General features: G+C 69.2%; 20 protein-coding genes and 1 pseudogene. 3 read left to right on the top strand and 18 right to left on the bottom strand.

Annotation, left to right across the window (positions count from 1 at the left end; all coding sequences use genetic code 11):
- Positions 1 to 9 precede the first annotated feature (9 nt).
- The 7 genes from ACFW47_RS04520 to ACFW47_RS04490 form a co-directional block, all read right to left on the bottom strand.
- Complete coding sequence (locus ACFW47_RS04520) at positions 10 to 1,266, bottom strand: cytochrome P450 (RefSeq protein WP_386286069.1); 1,257 nt, start codon at positions 1,264 to 1,266, stop codon at positions 10 to 12.
- Positions 1,263 to 1,958, bottom strand: a complete 696-nt coding sequence (locus ACFW47_RS04515) for an ATP/GTP-binding protein (protein ID WP_386286068.1) — start codon at positions 1,956 to 1,958, stop codon at positions 1,263 to 1,265. Before ACFW47_RS04515 ends, ACFW47_RS04520 begins: the two co-directional genes overlap by 4 nt.
- Positions 1,936 to 2,289: a DUF742 domain-containing protein gene (locus ACFW47_RS04510; protein WP_073723548.1), complete on the bottom strand. Its 354-nt coding sequence runs from the start codon at positions 2,287 to 2,289 to the stop codon at positions 1,936 to 1,938. Before ACFW47_RS04510 ends, ACFW47_RS04515 begins: the two co-directional genes overlap by 23 nt.
- A complete protein-coding gene (locus tag ACFW47_RS04505) occupies positions 2,286 to 2,738 on the bottom strand; it encodes a roadblock/LC7 domain-containing protein (RefSeq protein WP_386286067.1) in 453 nt (150 codons plus the stop codon). Before ACFW47_RS04505 ends, ACFW47_RS04510 begins: the two co-directional genes overlap by 4 nt.
- 2 nt (positions 2,739 to 2,740) lie before the next feature.
- Positions 2,741 to 4,327: an ATP-binding protein gene (locus ACFW47_RS04500; protein ID WP_386304752.1), complete on the bottom strand. Its 1,587-nt coding sequence runs from the start codon at positions 4,325 to 4,327 to the stop codon at positions 2,741 to 2,743.
- A 544-nt stretch (positions 4,328 to 4,871) separates the two neighbouring features.
- A complete protein-coding gene (locus ACFW47_RS04495) occupies positions 4,872 to 6,338 on the bottom strand; it encodes a hypothetical protein (protein WP_386304751.1) in 1,467 nt (488 codons plus the stop codon).
- A gap of 376 nt (positions 6,339 to 6,714) precedes the next feature.
- Positions 6,715 to 7,071, bottom strand: a complete 357-nt coding sequence (locus tag ACFW47_RS04490) for a hypothetical protein (RefSeq protein WP_386304749.1) — start codon at positions 7,069 to 7,071, stop codon at positions 6,715 to 6,717.
- 284 nt (positions 7,072 to 7,355) lie between these two features.
- On the opposite strand from ACFW47_RS04490, the gene ACFW47_RS04485 reads away from it, so the two are divergent.
- Positions 7,356 to 8,591 (top strand): hypothetical protein, encoded by a 1,236-nt coding sequence (locus ACFW47_RS04485; protein WP_386304837.1) that lies wholly within the window; start codon positions 7,356 to 7,358, stop codon positions 8,589 to 8,591.
- 91 nt (positions 8,592 to 8,682) lie between these two features.
- Here the strand turns inward: ACFW47_RS04485 and tgmC are convergent, their stop codons facing one another.
- From tgmC to ACFW47_RS04445, 8 genes and pseudogenes are all read right to left on the bottom strand, one after another.
- Complete coding sequence (tgmC, locus tag ACFW47_RS04480) at positions 8,683 to 9,888, bottom strand: ATP-grasp peptide maturase system methyltransferase (RefSeq protein WP_386286063.1); 1,206 nt, start codon at positions 9,886 to 9,888, stop codon at positions 8,683 to 8,685.
- The gene (tgmB, locus tag ACFW47_RS04475; protein ID WP_386304747.1) at positions 9,885 to 10,865 is read right to left on the bottom strand and encodes an ATP-grasp ribosomal peptide maturase; all 981 of its coding nucleotides are present in this window, start codon (positions 10,863 to 10,865) and stop codon (positions 9,885 to 9,887) included. Before tgmB ends, tgmC begins: the two co-directional genes overlap by 4 nt.
- Before the next feature lie 3 nt (positions 10,866 to 10,868).
- On the bottom strand, positions 10,869 to 11,174 hold the full coding sequence (locus ACFW47_RS04470) for a putative ATP-grasp-modified RiPP (RefSeq protein WP_382712765.1): 306 nt from the start codon (positions 11,172 to 11,174) through the stop codon (positions 10,869 to 10,871).
- A gap of 62 nt (positions 11,175 to 11,236) precedes the next feature.
- Complete coding sequence (locus ACFW47_RS04465) at positions 11,237 to 12,082, bottom strand: helix-turn-helix domain-containing protein (RefSeq protein WP_386286061.1); 846 nt, start codon at positions 12,080 to 12,082, stop codon at positions 11,237 to 11,239.
- Positions 12,083 to 12,104: 22 nt separating this feature from the next.
- The gene (locus ACFW47_RS04460; protein ID WP_386304836.1) at positions 12,105 to 12,548 is read right to left on the bottom strand and encodes a DUF6879 family protein; all 444 of its coding nucleotides are present in this window, start codon (positions 12,546 to 12,548) and stop codon (positions 12,105 to 12,107) included.
- A 43-nt stretch (positions 12,549 to 12,591) separates the two neighbouring features.
- Positions 12,592 to 12,819 (bottom strand): annotated as a pseudogene (locus ACFW47_RS04455) (hypothetical protein).
- A 111-nt stretch (positions 12,820 to 12,930) separates the two neighbouring features.
- Entirely contained in the window at positions 12,931 to 13,131 is a 201-nt protein-coding gene (locus ACFW47_RS04450) for a DUF397 domain-containing protein (RefSeq protein ID WP_386304745.1), read from the bottom strand.
- Positions 13,132 to 13,977 (bottom strand): helix-turn-helix domain-containing protein, encoded by an 846-nt coding sequence (locus ACFW47_RS04445; RefSeq protein WP_386304744.1) that lies wholly within the window; start codon positions 13,975 to 13,977, stop codon positions 13,132 to 13,134.
- Between the two features lie 188 nt (positions 13,978 to 14,165).
- Here ACFW47_RS04445 and ACFW47_RS04440 point away from each other — a divergent pair, with 188 nt between their 5' ends.
- Positions 14,166 to 14,825, top strand: coding sequence for an ATP-binding protein (locus ACFW47_RS04440; protein ID WP_386304834.1), 660 nt, complete (start codon positions 14,166 to 14,168; stop codon positions 14,823 to 14,825).
- Between the two features lie 102 nt (positions 14,826 to 14,927).
- On the opposite strand, the gene ACFW47_RS04435 is transcribed toward ACFW47_RS04440, so the two are convergent.
- On the bottom strand, positions 14,928 to 15,626 hold the full coding sequence (locus ACFW47_RS04435) for an HNH endonuclease (protein ID WP_386304743.1): 699 nt from the start codon (positions 15,624 to 15,626) through the stop codon (positions 14,928 to 14,930).
- A gap of 159 nt (positions 15,627 to 15,785) precedes the next feature.
- On the opposite strand from ACFW47_RS04435, the gene ACFW47_RS04430 reads away from it, so the two are divergent.
- On the top strand, positions 15,786 to 15,983 hold the full coding sequence (locus tag ACFW47_RS04430) for a hypothetical protein (RefSeq protein WP_386304741.1): 198 nt from the start codon (positions 15,786 to 15,788) through the stop codon (positions 15,981 to 15,983).
- A gap of 236 nt (positions 15,984 to 16,219) precedes the next feature.
- On the opposite strand, the gene ACFW47_RS04425 is transcribed toward ACFW47_RS04430, so the two are convergent.
- Together ACFW47_RS04425 and ACFW47_RS04420 are read right to left on the bottom strand one after the other, a co-directional pair.
- Entirely contained in the window at positions 16,220 to 17,560 is a 1,341-nt protein-coding gene (locus ACFW47_RS04425; protein WP_386304739.1) for a DNA cytosine methyltransferase, read from the bottom strand.
- A gap of 239 nt (positions 17,561 to 17,799) precedes the next feature.
- Entirely contained in the window at positions 17,800 to 18,489 is a 690-nt protein-coding gene (locus ACFW47_RS04420) for a hypothetical protein (RefSeq protein WP_386304737.1), read from the bottom strand.
- Positions 18,490 to 18,532: the final 43 nt, after the last annotated feature.

Below are 18,532 nucleotides of genomic sequence, written 5' to 3'. Positions count from 1 at the left end.
CCTGGCTCCTTAGTGTGCGGCGGGGTGCGTGACGTGCGGTGCGGCTGCGGAGGTGACGGGGAAGGTGACGGGCAGGGATTCCAGGGCACGGTGGAACGGGCCGGGGCGCCACGTCAGTTCGGAGAGGGGACGGGCGAGGTCGGTCTCCGGGAGCGCGTCCAGGAGGTGCGTGACCGCGGCCTCGGCGATGAGGTAGGCGTGCGAGCGGGCGGGGCAGGTGTGCGGGCCGGTGCTCCAGGCGAGGTGGGCGCGGTTGCCGCCGTGCTGACCCTCGGGCACGCCCTCGGTGAGGGCCGGGTCGTTGTTGGCCGCCGCCATCGAGATCACGACCGGCTGGTCGGCCGGGAGCAGTACGCCCTCCACGTCGATGGGGTACGGGGGATAGGAGATGCAGTAGTTCGCCATCGGCGGGTCGGTGTAGAGGACGGCGTCGAGCGCGTCGCGCACCGTGGACAGCCCGGCGTGCAGATCGGCGGAGAAGTCGTCGTCGGTGAGGATCTTCAGGATCGTGTTGCTGATCAGGTTGGTCAGCGGCTCGATCCCCGCGCCGTACAGCGTGACGAGCTGATGGCTCATCTCCTCGTCGCTCAGTTCGGCGGGGTGCAGGGCCAGCCGGGACGTGATGTCGTCGCCGGGGTCGCGCCGGCGCAGGGCCACCAGGTCGGACACGGCCTGTGCGAGGATCAGGTTGCCCTGCTCGGCGTTGGTGGTGTCGAAGATCTTCGCCATGCCGTCGGCGATGCGCTGCCCGATCTCGTCGGGGCAGCCCAGCAGCGCGCTCAGCACCCGGAAGGCGATGGGGAACGAGTACTGGGTCAGCAGGTCCGCCGACCCGGCCGTACGGAACCCGTCGATGGCACCGTCGGCGACCTTCTCGACCAGGGCGCGCAGCCCGTGCTGGTCGACCTTGTCGATGGCGTGGGTGTTCGCCGACCGGTAGCGGGCGTGCTCGGCGCCGCCCGAGCGCAGCGCGTTGGGCCGCCACTCCATCATCGGCCGGACCGGGCAGGTCGCCGGGATCAGTTTCTCCCAGGCGCGGGGGTCGGCCGGGAAGTGCAGCGGGTCGTTGAGGATGCGGCGGGCCTGGTAGTAGCCGATCACGAGGGTCGCGGGGACGCCGGGCGCCAGGTCGACGGGGACCAGCGGGCCGTGGGTGCGGCGCATGCGCCGGTAGGCGGCGTGCGGGTCGGCGGCGAACTCCGGCGCGTACAGGGCGACACGGCCCGGCGAGCCGTCCGGTGCGGGCTCGGCGGAAGGCAACGTCATCGGCGGGACTCCAGGAGGGCGGCTGAACGGTGCTCGGTGAGGTACTCGGTGAGCGTGATCAGGGCGTGCAGGGAGGACGTGCGGTCACGGGCGTCGCAGTACGTGAGCGGGGTGGCCGGTTCGAGGGCCAGCGCCTCGCGCAGCTCGGCCTCGGGGTAACCCGGGGCGCCGGGGAAGGTGTTGATGGCGACGGCGTACGGGATTCCCGCGCCGTCCAGCAGCCCGAGGGCGTCGTGGGAGGCGTCGAGGTCGCGGGTGTCGGCCAGGACGAGACAGCCGAGGGCGCCCTCGGCCAGGTCCTCCCACAGCGGCTGGAAACGGGACTGCCCCGGCAGCCCGAACAGGTACAGCGCGATCCGGCCGCCGGCCATGTGGATGCGGCCGAAGTCCATCGCCACGGTGGTCGTCGTCTTGTGCGGGGTGCCGCGCAGGTCGTCCACACCGGCGCTGATCTGCGTGATCGGCTCCTCCATCCGCAGCGGCCGTACTTCGGAGACGCTGCCGATGAACGTCGTCTTGCCGACGCCGAAGCCCCCCGCCACCACGATCTTGGCCGACCGGGTCACCGAGGCCGGAACGTAGGTGACGGACGGGGCCGCCGCCCCGTCGGGCCGATCGGAGCGGTCGCCCCGGTCACCCCGGCCGGACCGGTCGCCCCGGTCGGATCCGTCAGACCATGGAGCGAAGTCCACGGAGTACCTCCTGCAGCAGGTCGAAGTCGGGCTGGTCGTCGAGCGCGGCGACCGGGCTGGAGAGGTGGCCGGAGTCCATCAGCGCGGAGACGAGGATGCGCACCGTGGAGGGCGGCAGCTCCAGCGCGGCGGCGATGTCGGCGACGGCCAGGCCGCCCCGGGCGCCGGCGAACAGCCGCATCACCCGGCGGGCGTCCGGGCCGAGGGTGTCCGTGGGACCGTTCGCGGCGACGACCACGCTCTCCAGGCGCACGTCGTCGCGCGCGCGGACCTGGCCCCCGGTCCTGACGTAGGGCCTGACCATGTCGGGGTCGCGCCGCGGCCCGCTCATGCCGGTGAGCCGCCTTCCGCGACCGGCAGGCGCTCCTGGACGCGCTCCCGGACCGGCACCCGCTCCTCGGTGGCCAGCTCGTGCCCCACCCGGGTGGCGAGCCGCACCATGTGGTGGGAGATCAGCCCGACGTCGGCGTCCGGGCCGGTCGTGCACACCGAGAGCATGGTGTTCTTCGCCGCGGTGGTCGTCAGGCCGATACAGCCGACCGACTCGATCAGCAGCTGCCGCATCCCCGCACCGCCGGTGAACTCGTCCCAGGCCTTGCCCGCCGCGCGCAGCGCCGCCGTCAGCGCGGCGAACTTCTCCCCGTCGTCCTGGCCGATCGTCTCGGTACGGGCCTTCAGCAGCCCGTCGCTGCTCATCAGCACGGCGTACCGGACGCCCTCGACGCTGCCGAGTTCCTGGTCCAGGAGCCAGCCCAGGCTGTTGGTGTGTGTGTCTTGCACGATCAGTGTCCTTCGTCGTCTGCGGCGTCGTGGGCGGCGGTTCGGGAGGTTGTGCGGGGGGTCCGGTCGGCGTCGTGGGCGGCGTCGGCGGAGGCCCGCGAGGGCTCCCCCTCCTCCCCCTCCCGGCCGCGGCGGGAGCCGGCCGCCCAGGCCGCGGCGACGGAGGGGCGGCCGGGCTCGGTGTCGTCCGGGGCGGCGGTGCGGCGCGCGGGGGCGGGAGCGGTGGAGCGGCGGCGGACGGTCAGCCCGCTGGCCGTGGTGGTCGAGGGGGTGGTGGAGGGGGCGGCTCCGCCGGACGGGGCCGCGGAGCTGCCCGCGGCGGCGGTCACCGGGGCGGCGGCGGGCGCGGTGGCCGCGTCCGGCGCGGCGGTGACGGCCGGCGCGGCGGGAGACGCGGCCACCGCCTGAGCCGGCAGTGCGGCCGGAGCCGCCTCGGCCGCCGGAGCCGGTGGGGCGGCGGCCCTGGGCGGCGTCTGGGCCGCCGCCGGATCGACGAGGAGCTTCTTCGGCAGGACGACCATGGCCCGGGTTCCCTGGTAGATGTTCGGCGCGGTCAGCTCGACGCGGAAGCCGTAGTTCTCCGCCAGCAGCGACGCCACCCGCAGCCCGGTCTGCGGATGGGCGCCCAGCCGGGTGATGTCGTCGCGCTGCTCGCCGGACATCACGTCGCTGGCCCACATCAGCCGCTCGTCGTCCATGCGCAGGCCGGCGTCGTCCACGATCAGGAAGCAGGCGTGGTGCCCCTGCTCCAGCGACACGTGGACACTGGCGGCGGGCGGCGAGTAGCGCAGCGCGTTGTCCAGCAGCACGGCGAGCGCGTGCACGACCGCCTCCACCGCGCGGCCCTCGACGACCACCGACCCCATCTCGGGGTGCTTGACCCGCTCGTACCCCTCGATCCGGCCCATGGCCGCGCGCACGATGTCCGTCAACGTGGTGGCGGGCCAGCGCCGGGACAGCTTGTCCCCGGCGAGCACGGAGTACCCGGACGCCGTGAGCAGCATCTGCTGCGCGAGGTGGTCGATCTCCACGAGCGTCGCGTAGGCCTCGTCCGAGATGTGCCGCCGTACGCCCTGGCTGACGGCCCGGCCCAGCCTCGCCGACCGGGCCACGATGTTGTTGGCGAAGCCGCGCACGGCGGCCCGGGCCACGCCGACCGACTCGTGCCGCACCTGTGCGATCTGCCGCTCGGCGTCCTGCCGTACCTGGTCGGCGGCGTGGGCCGCGGCCCGTTCGGCGGCGGTCCGCTCCTGCGTCCGCAGGTCCCCCACCGCCGAGGCCAGCGCGCCGGGCACGGCCCGCAGCCGCTCGGCGAGCGGTGTCCCGTCGAGCTGCGCCGGCACGGGCAGCGGCACGCCCTCGGCGCCCTCACCACCGCGCCCGCCCTTCACCGCCGCCGGGATCACGGTGGCCGTGAGGTGCCCCACGCACTGCTCGGCCGCGACGAGTTGCAGGGTGAGCCGGTCGGCGTGCTCGCGCAGCTGCTCGGCCCGGCGCCGGGCCTGCCCGTACTGGCGCCGGAAGTACCACGCGACCCCGACTCCGGCCACCGCCAGCACGGCGGTGGCGGTCACTATCAGTTCAGTCATCAGGTCCTCACGGATGGGAAGCCGTCGGTGTGGGCGAGGGCGGCCGGGGCCGGACGGCGCGAAGAGGTGAGGCGCCGGGGCGGCCCGATGACGACCGGGCTCTCAACAGGCCGCAGCGGACCGGTGTCTCCCATGGCCACCACGTGCCGCGGAGTCGGCGACGCGGACGACGGCGAGGGCGCACGACATGGATCTCCAAGGAACACGCGAGGGCCGGTACGAGCGGACCGGTACGAGCAGAGGGGCGACGACGACGCGGACTCGAAGCGGAACAGGACCGCGCACCATCCCGACCCGCCTCGAACTCCCGTATCCGCGACCGGCGTTCGACGTACGGAAAGGGACCATACCGTTTGTGCTCACGATGCGCTCAAGGGTCGTGTCGCCCTCGTGACCATGGCGCGTAACCGCCGTGGGTTTGACGCGAAAAATGCGCTGATGACCGAGGAACCCTTATGGCTGAAAAGGGAGTTGGAACGTAAGGCCACGCCTGGTAGGTGGCGCCCGGGACGGACGACCCCGCCGCTCCTCGCCCCTTCCCGGATCACCCGGAGGCCAGCTGCTCCGCGATCTCCTTGACCCAGGCGGCCTTCCGCTGCGGGTCGTCGAGGGTCGCCGCCCACGCCTCCGGGGCCAGCTTGTGCTGCTCGGGGCCCGCCTTGAGCGCGACGAGCAGTTCCCGGGCGGACTGCCGCAGCTCGGGCGTGGTGTCGGCGCTCCCGGGGACGCCGGGTCCCGCCGCCAGTTTGTAGATCTTGCGCGCCATGGCCTGGCGTTCGCCCTTGGACACCTTCTTCCAGACCTTCAGCGAGTGCTTCAGCGAGTCCGTCCGTGACTTGGCCTCCACCGGCCCCTCGTCCTCCGCCGCCCAGCGCTCGGGGTGCCGGGCCTCTTCGTAGCGCTTGGTGACCGCGCGACCCGCCTTGTAACCGGCGACGCCGAGGATGAGACCGGCCCCGACCGCGGCGGCGATCCAGCCGCCCGGGTTGCTTCCCAGCACCCCCGCCGCGGTCACCGCCGCCACGATGCCGCCCGCGGCCTTGGCGGGTTCGCCCACCACGCCGCCCACCGTCTCCTTGCCGATCTTGGCGACCTGCTTCTTCTTCGCGTACTTCTGCGTCTCGCCCAGGGTTTCGGTGTCCTGCACGGCGCGCTGGTGGGCGGCCGTGGCGCGGCCGGCGCGCTCGTACTCCTCCCGCAGGGCGTCGAAAGCGGCCTCCGCGGCCGGGTACCACTCCCTGGGCGGGCGCCCCTGGCCGGCCTCCCTGATGGCGTTCAGCCGCTCGAAGGCCTCGTCGACCCGCTGCTCGGCCCGGTTCGCCTCCTCCTGCAGCCGGCCCAGCAACTCCGCGTGCACGGCGCCCGGATCCCCGAGCCGCTTGATCCTCTTGTACTTGCGGGTCGCGCCCCCGACCTTGCCCGCGGCCCTGGCGCCCTTCCACAGGCCGGTGACGGCACTGAAGACGCCGCTCACCTCGGCGGCGGTCGCGGCGTCCGCCGCCCCCTGGACCTTGGTCGCCTCCTTGGCGACGGCGGCGCCGTACCCGCCCGAACTGGCCGTGCCGACGACCGCGTCCGCCCCCTTAGTCTTCCCCTTCCTGCTCGCCGTGTGGTGTGCGGCCCCGGTCCGGTTCCGCTTGGCGTCCCTCAGGTTCTTGAGCGAGTCGTACGCGTTGACCACGACGCCGGTGACCTCGGTGAGGAGGTTCCACGCTCCGGCGGAGGTGCCCGAGGCGGCGGCGTCGTGCTTGAGGGCTCCGTTGCCCGAGGCGGTGGCCGCCTGGCCGAGACCGGCGCTGGTGGGGGCCTGGGCGCCCTTGACGGCGTTGTCCACGGGATCGAGGTTCTTCTTGAACCGGTCCATCAGCTCGGCGGCCCGCTTGGCCAGGTCGTCCACCGGCCTCGCCCCGGCGGCGGCGCCGTCCGCCTCCGGCTCCGGCGCCGTCACGAAGCTCTCCGGGGCGCTCATCGCCGTCACGAAGCTGTCCGGGGTGCCCGGCCGGGACGACACGGTGGACTCCGGAGCCCGTTCCGCCGTCGCGTTCCTGACGCGCTGCACAGTGGCGGACGCGGCCCGGTTGCCGACGGCGGACTGGAACTGGAGAAAGGCAGTCTCCGCCGAGGTCCCGGACGCACTCCCGGCCCGCCTCCCGCCCCCTTGCCGACGCTGCCTGGCCGACGCCGGCGTGGCCACGGACGGCCGGGGCGAGGGGTGATGGACCGGGGTGCTCATGGGGACATACCTCTCCTGCGCAGGACCGGGCGAGGCGAAGGTAGCGGTGCGCGGCCAACGGGAGAGGTGCGGCGGGGAAACTCCCGGGGGACGGTGGGGGACGCGTCGCGGCCGGGAACCCGGACACGCCCCGGAGCCGCAAGGCTGGAGAAGCTCAGTCCTCCCACCAGACGGAGCCCGTGTAGATCCAGCCGCACCAGTCGTTGGTGCGGTTGGAGTACTGGACCTTGAACCACTCGTTTCCGTACTTGTTCCTGACGCTGTCGAAGAAGGCCAGCGAAGCACCCCGGTACACGGTCTTCACCACGGAGGTCGACTGGTAGTAACCAGTCCTGATGTACCCCTTGTCGACGACGACCTCGACCCGGTCGGTGGCCGTGCCGCTGCACATGCCCTGGACGGCGGCCGGCAGTTCTGGCGTGGCGGCGGCAGCGGCGGGTGACGCGCCCATCGTTCCGGTCACGACCGCGGCCGCAGCGGCGGTGCCGGCCAGCCGACGAAGCCTGCTCATCATGTCACTCCCCCTTGAGGATGGGTCGTTCCTGTCCTCGGCCAAGCTAGGGGGAGGGCGTGCCGACCTGGTCCTGCAACTCTTCAGGTTGACTTCGGTACGCCGATGAGTGTGTGCACGCGCCTGCGGAACAAGCCCCTCCGTGATCATTCGTGGCCAGTTCGGGCCTCACACCACCACTCTGTGTGGCCGCTACATTCACCCCCGACCCGACCCACTCGACCAGGGGGGAACAGTCAATGACGCGCTTCGCACGACCCATCAGCCGCATCGGCAGATCACTCATGGCGGTGACCGCCACCGCGGCGGCCGGGGCGGTCACCGCCCTGAGCCTTGCCGCCACACCGGCCGCCGCGGCACCCACCGACACGACGGCGCCCCGGCCCGGCGACAGCTGTACGGCGGCCGGCCTCGGCACGCGCCACCCGTACATCAAGACCACCGAAGTGTCGCCGACGATCACCCACTTCAAGGGCTGGCACGTCACCGAGGGCACCACCGGTGAGCAGACCGTCAGCACCGACACCACGACGGTCATCAAGGTCTCCGTCGGCCTCAACGACACGATCGAGACCAGTTTCGCGGTAGAGGCGCTCAGCAGCGTCAAGGCGACCGTCGGTCTGGACGTGCAGCTCGAGTACACCTCCACCAGCAACGAGTCGAGTTCGGTCACCTGGAACCTGACCCAGCCGGGCTACTACGGTTTCTACAAGGGCACCAAGAAGGTCACCGGCACCTACGGAAGCCTCAACTGCAACCGCGCCCAACAGGACGACGGCAGCTGGGCGCTGGAGTGGACCGAGGGGCCCGGCGGCGGCAGCTTCACCACCTTCACGACCCTTGAGGAAGGCGCGGTGCGCTGCGAGGACAGCGTGCCCGCCGACAGCATCATGGCCAAGGCGCAGGCCCTCCTCGACTGCGGCTCGGCGGCCGCGAAGGCGGACCACCCGGCGGGCGCGGCCGCGCCGGCGGCGCAGCAGAAGCAGGCCCGCCCCGCCCCGGACCCGGCTCCCGCCACCGGCACCTCCGCCGAACAGCCCACGGCCACCGCGCACAGCGCGCGGGCCGCCCTCGACTGCTCGGCCGAGGCCTACAAGATCGCCGTACCCGGCAAGCCCCTGTCCTGGGGCGCCCCGCTCCTGGCGGCCGACGGCGTCCGGCTGCGCCCCTCGTCGATCTTCAGCGCCCACCTGGACAACTGGCGCCTGTGCAACGTGACGGAGCGCGACGGGGTCATCGAGGCGTCCCTGTGGAACTGGGGCAACGGCGGTTGCGCGACCATCGCCGAGCAGAACGCGTCCACCGAGCGGGCGGTCCTGATGACGGTCCCCTGCGCGGAGGACGACCTCCAGCGGTTCTATGTCTACCGCGACGTACCCGGCAGCCCGAAGATCGGTGTGCAGAACAAGTACACCGGCTCCATGATGGGCTACGACCGGTACGCGGACGGGGAGTTCATTCGCCAGTACTCCAGCGGCAGGCAGGACGGCACGGGCACGTTCGACCTGACCGCGGTCTGACGGCGCCCGCACCCAGCGAGCGGCCCGCACGTGAGCCCCGAGTCCCCGAGCTCCCGAACTCCTGGCTCTGTGCGGGGCGCTTCCCTGCCGATCAGTACCCTCGGGGCAGTCGCAGCCGCGGCACCTGTGCGTGCAGCAGCCGTTGCCCGTCGCCGTCCACCCGCAGGGTGTACGTCTCCGGCCCGGGCCGTCCCGCGGCGTCGAAGGCGTCGATGAAGTACTCGACCCGACTCCACAACTTGAGCGGACCGCCTTCCCGGACCCTCCAGTCCCCACCCTCGGGCGTGAGCGTGGCGGCGGATCCGGAGACCACGTCGATGAGGTGCAGCGCCCCGTCGAGGGTGACCATCTGCGCGTCCGGTACGGCACTCTGGGCGAGGAACCGCAGGTGGAAGGCCTCCTCGGCCGCAGCCGTGAGCCGCTCCGGCGCGTGCCGCGCGAACCGGGACCGCTCCTCGCCGAGCCCCGCGACCCAGTCCGCCGGATTCCCGTACGCCGGTGCCGCATCGGTCCGGGCGGGCATGAAGGAGACGGCCCCCGGCAGCAGGGGCCCCTCTGCGGTCCCGTCCCCGGCGACGGTGAGCAGGACGCGGGCGCTGCCGTAGAGCCAGCCCGACAGGGGGAGCAGGACCTTCCCGCCGGGGCGGACCTGCCGGAGCAGAGCGGGCGGCACGGACCGCAACGAGCAGGCGGCCACGACCCGGTCGAACCAGGCCTCGGGCCAGTATCCGTACCGCCCGTCGGCCCGGGCGAGCGTCGGTGTGTAGCCACAGCCGTACAGGGCGTCGGCCGCTCCCGCCAGCCTCGCGGCGTCGACCTCGACGCTGGTCACGTGGGACGAGCCCAGCCGTTCACAGGCCAGCGCCGTGGAGTACCCGGTGCCCGTCCCGACCTCCAGGACCGTGTGCCCCTCGCGGACATCGGCGTCCGACCACATACGCAGCACGAGCGAGGGGAGCGTCGACGACGACGTGGGCGCTCCTCCGTGCCGTACGGCCGGCTGCTCCCAGTCGGTCTCTTCCCCGTCGAACTGGGTGACCAGCGTGGTGTCCGAGTACGAGGCCGCGAGCCAGCGTCCGTAGTCGAGCTTGGACGTCACCGGCTCCCACACCGTCAGCCCGTGTACGTCCGGTTCGTCCGCCGGGAGGTAGAAGCCGGGCACGAAGGCGTGGCGGGGCACCTCCCCCGCGGCCGCGAGCCAGTCCGGGTGGACCGGTTCCCCGGCCTCGGTGAGGTCCTTCACCATCGCCGCGCGCAGCGCCCCCGCGTCATTGTCGAGGTCTGTGGGCAGAGTCATGAGCTGCCGTTTCCTTCCGTGCTCAGAATGTCGGCGAAGGCCTCAGTGATCGCGGGGGCGTCCGGAAGCCAGCCCCACTGACCGTTGGGATTGCACTCGATCGCGTACCAGTCCTCCGGATCACTTCCGTCACCTGTGAGCGCGAAGTCGAAGCACCCGAAAGCCAGGCCGGAGGCGGCCAGATAGCCGTGCAGGGCGGTCTCGACGACCGGGGGTACGGCGACGGGCGCGTGGACCAGGTCGTCCCAGTTCCCGCACCGCCAGTCGACGGCACCCCGCGGGGCAGTGATCCGCTGGGCGAAGACGCGCCGGCCGACCACGGTGATCCGTACGTCGCTGCTTTTCGGAACCTCGGCCTGGAACAGATGAGCCGTCACCGCAAGCGAGTCGTCGAAGTCCTCCGAGTGAACACGCTGAGTCCAGATCGCACCCGCGCGGCCGTCCTCCCCGGGCGGCAGCCCGCGAAAGGTCTTGCAGACGACGGACGGCTGCTCCTCGGCGAACTCCCGCGCCGCCACGTCATCGTTGGTGACGAGCGTCGCCGGAATCCGTAACCCCAGCTCGGCGAAGGTTTGCAGCTGCCCCGGCTTGAACTCCGCGCGGGCCACAGCCGCCGGGTGGCTGACGTACCGAACGGAACGGAGACTCCGCAGGACACCTCCGAGCCCGTGCCTGGCCTCGGCCGCCGCGAATCGCCGCTGCTGTCGCGGCAGCTCTCCGAACCGGTCCAGGTAGGGGGTGGGGCGTCGGTAGTAGACGGCTCCGATCTCCCCGAGGTCCACCTCCCGGCTCTCCGTACGCAGCGGCCCGCTCCAGGCGGGCTCACCGGCCCCGAGGCGGAACCCGAAGGTCAGCCGTCGGCCGATGTCGGCCGGGTCGGCCCTCACCACCGGCACCTCGCGCTCGTTCAGCGCGGCGATGACCCAGTCCGCTGTCACGTCCTCCAGGGCGGTGAGCACGAGAACGGTACGTGTCATCGTTCAGTCCGACTCGTAGTCGGTCGTCGTGTCGTCCTGAGACTGAGGCTGCGGCTGCTGCCCGTCCCCGCCGCCCGAAACGGACGCCGTACTGCTCGTCCGGGACGTCCCGTGCTTGCCCATCTCGACCACCTTGCCGAGGGCGTCGGTATAGCGGGCGGTCTGGGTGGTGGCGTCGAGGGTGACGGATGCGTAGGGGGCGGTGGCAACCGGCAAGCGGTCGGTGACGAGACGCATAGCCCAGGGGGCGTGGGCGGAAGAAGCGGAGTTGAGTACCCGCTCCCGGTGCATGGGTTCCATGAGTTCCATGCCGACCAAGCTAGGAACGCCTGGGAACACCGCTCAACGAACGTGCGCCGACTTGCACGTGTTCACCCGAGCGAGTCGATCGCCGACGTGATCAGCGCGCGAGCGGGGGCGCCGTAGACCGCCGAGTCGGCAAGAGCGGCGAAGGTCCTTGCGTACATGCCGACTTCGTGGGGCTGCGTGATGGTAAGGAAGGCGGAGACCAACTCGACGTTGACCTGCAAGTCGTCGAACACCCAGAAGTCCTCGACCGGCCACAGTGCGGTGCGGTCCGTGCTCAGCGGAATCACGCCCAAACTGACGTTGGGGAGCGTCGCCAGCGACAACAGGTGCCCCAGTTGCCCGGCCATGGTCTCGGGCCCACCGATCAGGTGCCGCAGCGTGCTCTCCTCCAGGACCACGGCGAAGCGGCGTGCCCCCTCGTACAGCACGCGCTGCTTGTTCACCCGGACGTCGACGGCCGCCTCAAGGTCGTCAGGCAGTGCGCGGCGGTCGCGGATCGACGTCAGCAGTGCCCTGATGTACGCGGGTGTCTGGAACGGGCCGGGTATGAGCCACGACGAGTACGCCCGGAAGTGCCGGGTGCGCTCCCACAGTGGAATGACCGATTCCTGGGCACGACGCAGTCCAGCACGCTCCATACGTCGCCACTCGACATAAGCCCCGTCGATGTTACGAGCCGTGGCGACAAGGTCGGCCGTCTGGTCGGCCGCGGCGCAGTGCAGCGTGTACGCGCGCAGATCGTCGTCGGAGGGTGGCGTCCGGCCGTTCTCGATGCGACTGCACTTGCTTTCGTGCCAGCCTGCCCTGAAGGCAAGCTCCCGGGCGGTGAGACCTGAGTCCTTCCGGATCTCGCGCAGCCGCTTGCCCAGGGCCTCGCGGGCCTGCTGAATGCTGGATGACGTCGACATGGGATGTGGCGGGCGGCTCCCGTTAGGTCGGCCTGTATTCCTCGTGTGGGATCGCCCGCTCCCACACGGCAGCGAACGCGGAGGCGCACAGGCTGACGACGCTCTGGTCGGTCGAAAGTTCCTCGCCGGTCATCGTCCCGTCCCCGGCGAAGTGGTTGAACAGGACGGACGTGCCGTCGAAGAGCCAGAAGTCGTTTCCCGGCAGAGCAAGGCCCGAAGCCTGCCTGCGGGGTAGCCAGCGCACGTCTTCGCCGGCCTTGACGTTGTGCCCGCTGGTCAGCTCGTACTCGTAGCGAGCGTAGGAGGACAGCGGTTCGGAAACGACGCGAGCGCGGTGCACGGCCACGCCGCGGGCCACCGCCGAGGAGACGAGCTCGATCCACCAGGGCCAGCGCTCCGCCGGGTCGAACCGGTGGCCCGCTGGCCACTCCCGGTAGTCCTCGTCAAGGCCGTACGCGTCGCGCATTTCCAGGTGATAGGCGCTGTGCCGGGCTGACCGGAAGAGCTCCTCAAACGTCGGCTGCGGCACCGCCGCTCACCTCCGGGAAGAACTGCATCATGCGCCGGGGGAACTCGATCACTGTCTCGTGTCCGGGAATGTCCAGCTGCGCCAGGCGCTCAGCATCTGTGACCCGCCATCCTTGCAGGATGTAGTTCCCCGTCTCGTCGTCCAGCTACACGGTCGGAGAACCGTTATTGGGGCTCTCGGGGTCCTTGCCCAGGCGGTGCAGCGCCATGATGCCCTCCGGTGGCATTTAGGTCTGTCGAGGTGACCAGGCTTGCGCGGCCGCAGTTCTGCGTGCCAGCTACTTGCACGAACTTCTACGGGATCGGGCTCCCAAGGCTCTTCAGCTCTGGTGCAACGCGTCGATGAAGCGACGCCAGGCCTCGGTGTCTACGGACAGCACAGGGCCGTCTGCGCACTTTGAGTCACGTATCAGAGTTCGAGGCGGGGCGTAGGCACACTCGACGCACTCGGTGGCGTTGCCACCACTGTGCGAGGACTTGAACCACACAAGGTCGGAGGCAAGCTTCTGAGCGACGGACATTCACAGCTCCTTGCGGACGCGGTGGATCAGGGCGGACGAGGCTTCCATGTCCAACGCTTGTGCGCGCAGGTACTCGAACGCAAGGCGGTAGCGCTCCAGTTCCTCGTCCTTCTCCAGGAAGAGGGACCCAGTGTGGAAGTCGACGTAAACGACATCGAGCGCCGGCTCAGCGCCGCCAATCATGACGAAGCTTCCGAGGGCCGCCGCATGAGCGCCCTTCGCAAAGGGAAGCACTTGGAGCGTGGTGTGAGGTGATTCGTTTGCCGCGAGCAGCCGGCCCAGCTGCTCCTTCATAGTCTGCGGTGACCCGACAACACGACGGATGACGGACTCGTCGATGATCGCCCACAGGCGCAGCGGCTTCGGACGGGTGAGGATCTCCTGCCGCTTCATGCGGATGTCCACGAGTCGTTCGATCTCATCCGGCGACAAGGGAACCTCGTTGGCCCGCTGAAGGGCGGTGCTGTAGGCACGCGTCTGAAGGAGACCGGGGACGTAGACGCACGAGAAGTGATTCTCGCGTACGGCCTCATCCTCAAGGGTGAGCAGCAGGTTCATGCTCTCTGGGATGGAGTCGGCGAACGAGCTCCACCAGCCCTGCTGCTTGGCGTCCTTGGCCAGTCGTACGACGGCTTCACGCTCAGCGTCGGTCGCGCCGTACTCCCGGCACAGGGCATCGACCACGATCCACTTCGTCGGCCCCGCCTGCGTCTCGTAGCGGCTCACCGTCGCCTTGGAGACCCCGACAAGCCGGCCGGCCTCCTCCAGGGTCAGTCCCTTGCCAGCTCGCAACTTCCTCAGCATCGCGCCCAGCTGGCGGCGACGAGTGGTGGCCCTCACGGTCATGCGGACTTCCTTCTGGGCGTACGCCGGGCGGTCGCTCCGGGCCTGATCAGGCTAGGCAGCGAGGAGACGTTCCACCGCCAGATTCACTCGATGGAGTATCGTGAGAAGTTACACAGCGAGACTTCTCTGTGCCATTCTCACTTACGAACCGCTACGCAGTGCAGCCGGACGGACACGGCGGGCGCAGCATGTGCGTGGCTCGGGAGGGAGGAGTTCGCATGCCGGGCGACGGAGTCAGGGGGCGCGGACATCGGTCTGTTCTGCCCTTCAGGGCGGTGCCGGCCGAGGTACGGCTGCTGCGGCAAGCCACTGCGGCCCAGCTGGGGCGGTGGGGTGTGCCCCATGCCACGGAGGAAACCGAGCTGGTGGTCACGGAGCTGGCGACGAACGTCATCAAGCACGTTGGTGAGGGTACGTCCGCCACATTGGTCCTGGAATGGGAAGGCGAGCGGCTACGTGTGGAAGTCCACGACAAGAGCCACTCAGTGCCGTCCCCGTCAGTAGCGGACTGCGACGCCGAATGCGGGCGCGGCCTGCACTTGCTCACCGCCGTGACGGCGAGCTGGGGGGCCGTGGCAACGGCTCTCGGAAAGGCGGTGTGGTGTGAGATCGAGTTGGCAGATGGCGTCTCGTGTCGACGCGTGGCGCGTGCCGTTGATGCGCTCGAGAACTATTCAGGGTCTGTTGGTGCTGCTCTGCGAGGGCGCCACCGTGACATGGCACTGGAGGAGGCGGCGATTGAGCTGATTGCCGATCTCCTCCACTGGAGCGCCGCTAGTGGCCACGATCCGGAAGAGTTCCTTGATCAAGCTCAGATGCACTACGAGGCTGATGCGCGGGCAGTGTAATTAGCGGCAGGTGTGTGTCCGCAAGTGACGGGAAGGTCCGCCCTTGCCGATGCTGGTCCGTGTCTGGAACTGGTGACGCAACTTGCGGAGCCAGACCCGGAGTCAGTCCTCCTCAATCAGTGCACCGGCCAGCTTCAACATGACGTCGAGCCTGTCGTCTCGCCCCAGTCTGAGCCAGTCGCCGAAGATCAATTCCACCTTGTCCCGCTCGGGGCGGCCTGACTGCATGAGCCGGTACAGTCGGCGCTTGTCTTCCCTGCTGCTGAGTTCGGATGCCTGTGTCAGTACGGCCTCGGGCGTCGGCAAAGCTTTCCCGGCGCCCCTCAGCCCAGCGTTGCATCGCTGACACTCCACGCGAAGGTTCGACAACTCGGTGTCGGCAGGAGAAGTGGGATCGACAAGGTGAACGCTGAGCACGGCGCTGTGGTCATCGTCAGGGTAGACCTCGCCAGCCCTCATGCCGCAGGTCTGACAGGCGTAGTCGGCCCTATCAAGAGCCTCTCGGCGACGCGTTGCTGAGATTCTTGGGCGCGACGCTTCCTTAGGCTGCTCACCGAGGTCGATCCGCGTTCCGATCTCCGTCAGTCGGTACTCGTCTGGCTGGAGCCGTGGGTCAGTCTTGTAGTTATCGATTTTCCAGCCCAGCTCCCGCAGATCGCGCATGCGGCGGTCCGCCTGGGCCACGCCAGGAACGCCCTCGAATAGTTGAAGCTTGGTGAAGACCTTCCCTGCACCGAGGGACGCCAAAAACTCGGCGACCTTTACCTTCGAGGACCGGCGCACAGGGCGTCCGTCTTCCATCCCATCCTCCTGATCGGTGCTGTCCGCTGGGCGCCGTCGTAACCACTGGTGATGACGGCTCGAACTAGTGTACCGTCGGCGACGCCCAAGGTGTTGCCGTCAGCGTTCGGCAGCGTCCGGCAGAAACCTTACCCAAGCTCAGGAGGTCAGGCGAGACTGATGGAAGCCGCTGGCTGGACTACCGCAGTGTTGGCAGCAGGTACTGGTGCTGTCTTGGTGCTTGGCTATGCCTTGGATCAGATCCCCGCTCTGTCTATCAAGGCTGAGAAGGCAATCGCAGCGTTGCGCAGCTTGCGTGCGGCCTGGCGCGGGGACGACGAACAGAAGCGCATGGGTCGGCATGACGACGAGCAGTGAACCTGCCGCACAGGCGTAGGTCTCAGTTGCTACTCGCGAGATTCTGCGGCTGCGGCAGCTTGCCCACATGCCCCAGCTGCGTGTTCATGCAGCGCGTCACGATGGGACGGGTGACCGAGCAGGGGCGAAGGCTGCGGCGTCGTATGCATGTGGGGAGACGGCACTCCTCCGGGGCAAGCTTCAGCTGAGCGGCTCGACGCGGCCTTGCGTCAGGCTGAGAAGGGGGAAAGCCGGGATCAGCTGATCCTGGTCCGGTGCTGGATGAACAAGTCGTGACGCTGGTGGTCCTCCTGGCCGACGAATGCCTTGAAGTTCCCCAGACTGTAGGCGAGTTCGCCGCTCTTGCGTTCTGTCTTCTCCACCTCGAAGTCGTGACCCAGATGGTTCAGGCGGCGCTCTACCTCGGGCTGGTCCATCGCCAGGCCGTTCTTCGCCAGCTTGGTGATGATCTGCTCGGTGGTGAGAGGGCGACTCTGCTCGCGGAGCAGCTTGTACACCGGGTCGTGGACAGTGCTGGAGGTCTCGACAAGCGGTTGGGGCTCGCCCTTCTGGAGGAGGGCGTCCTTGATTGACTCACCGAGCGCCTTGGCGACGGGCGGGGGGAAAGCGTTGCCAATCTGCCGGTACACGGAGGTCTTGCGTCCCAGGAACTCCCACTCCGCGAACTCGTCGTGCCAGCCCTGGAGCCTTGCGACCATCTTGGTGGTCAGCTTGGGACCTGTAGCGCCCTTGAGGGGTCTGAACCCCGCTGCCGGCGCTTCGTTCGCAATCCCCATGGCGTCGACGCCCAGCTTCGACCAGGCCTGCTTCGCCCGTGTTGGGCCGAGGTCGGCACCCCCGTGTTTCTTGGAGCCACCCACGATGGTTGGAGCGATGTCGTTTGCCTTCTCTACCCAGTGGGCGACTTCTTCGTCACCCCAGCCGTTTTCTCCCATCAGGTCAACGAGCACTTCGCCGACTGTGGGCGCTTCGCCAGGACGCGTTTCAGGCCAAGAGAAGTACTTCGCGTACTCGGGCAGCAGCGCAACGAGCACAAACCTGGGGCGCAGCTGCGGAACGCCATAGTCGGAAGCGTTGAGTAGCTTCCAGAAGGCGATGTACCCGAATTCATGCAGCTTATCGAGAACCGCCTGCCGGTATCCCGCGAAACGATTCGTGCTGAGGCCGCGCACATTCTCCAGGAGTAGAGCTTTAGGCCTCATCCGGCCACAGAGTTCAATGGCCCATGCAAACAGATCACGCTCGTCACTTGAACCCAGCTGCTTCCCCGCGATGCTGAAGGGCGGGCACGGCACGCCTCCAGCAAGAAGGTCGATTTCTCCCTTCTTGTAAGCATCTGGGTTCCAGACATTGGGATCCGCCACGTCGCCTACCCTCACGAGGTCGTGGTCCACATCCACGCCATCGTCTTTGAGTACTCGCCGCAGGTTCTGTTCGAGAGTGTGGGCTGCCTGTCCGTCCAGTTCAACAGCGAGCCGGTGAGTGAACCCCGCGCGATGCAGCCCGAGAGACTGACCGCCGGCGCCGGCGCAGATCTCGATGACTTCGAGTCTCCGCTGGTGCTCCGCCGCCGACATGTTGATCTCCTTCCGAGCGCGCTGGCCCGTGTCCAGCACAGGGGAGTGGGAGTGCTGCACACACCCGCCCCAGACATAGCAAGTGTCCAGTTACACATGAACCCGGCAGCACACTAGCGGCTGGCTACCATTCGCAGGAGGCCCCTGGCTGGTGAGCCGGACAAGATTGTGAAGTCTACGGTGCGCGGCTGACAGTGCTGGACACGGGTTATGCCTGCACGCCGAAAATCGCCAAGCGATCACGGCTGGAGTGCGGACCTCAGCTCGCCCCGTGCATCCGCTGGCAGTCGCCGGTAGGTATTCCAAGCGCGCTCCAGGGGCGTCGTGCCGCGACGGCCCCGTTCCATCCACCGGAGCAGACGGCGCTGGTCTCCAGGATCCAAGGCCCTGATCTCCGCGAGCGCCTCGTCGGCATGTGCGATGACCCCGGCGGAGCCGGAACGGCAGCGCTTGCACTCCGTTGTGAGCAGTGTCTCCTCGGTCCCGTCGGGCAGAACCGTTTTGCGCCGAGTAGCCGAGAGTACGGCCGTCTGGTTGCTGTCGTCGTGGTACGACTCTCCTCCAGCAATGCCGCATACGGTGCACATGTAGTGATCGCGGGCCATGACTGCCTGCTTTTCCTTGGCGGAGAAAGTCTTCTGTGGCGCGGCGGCCCGTCGCGCCACAGGGTCCCAGACGGGGACGCCGGCCTTCACGAAACGCTGGTCCTCGGCGGTCAGGGTCGCGTCTTGGGCGTTGGTCAGAATGACCCAGCCGAAGTCACGCAGGTCCCTTATGCGCCGGTCCGCCTGCGCGACGCCCGGGAAGACGCCACGGACCTCCTCCTTGGTGAAGGTCTTACCCTCACCGACCACCTGGACGAGCCAGAGCGCCCCGCGGACCATGGTTCCAGCCTTGAGCTTCGGGTCGTCCCAGGCAGGCATCGTCACCGCGTGCTCCGTTCTCCGAGTGGTCGAGATCTTGATTGTGGGC

This window comes from Streptomyces sp. NPDC058796 (assembly GCF_042745235.1).
Lineage (GTDB): Bacteria > Actinomycetota > Actinomycetes > Streptomycetales > Streptomycetaceae > Streptomyces.
Note: the sequence above shows the minus strand (reverse complement) of the source record. Positions and strands in the feature narration are given on the sequence as shown.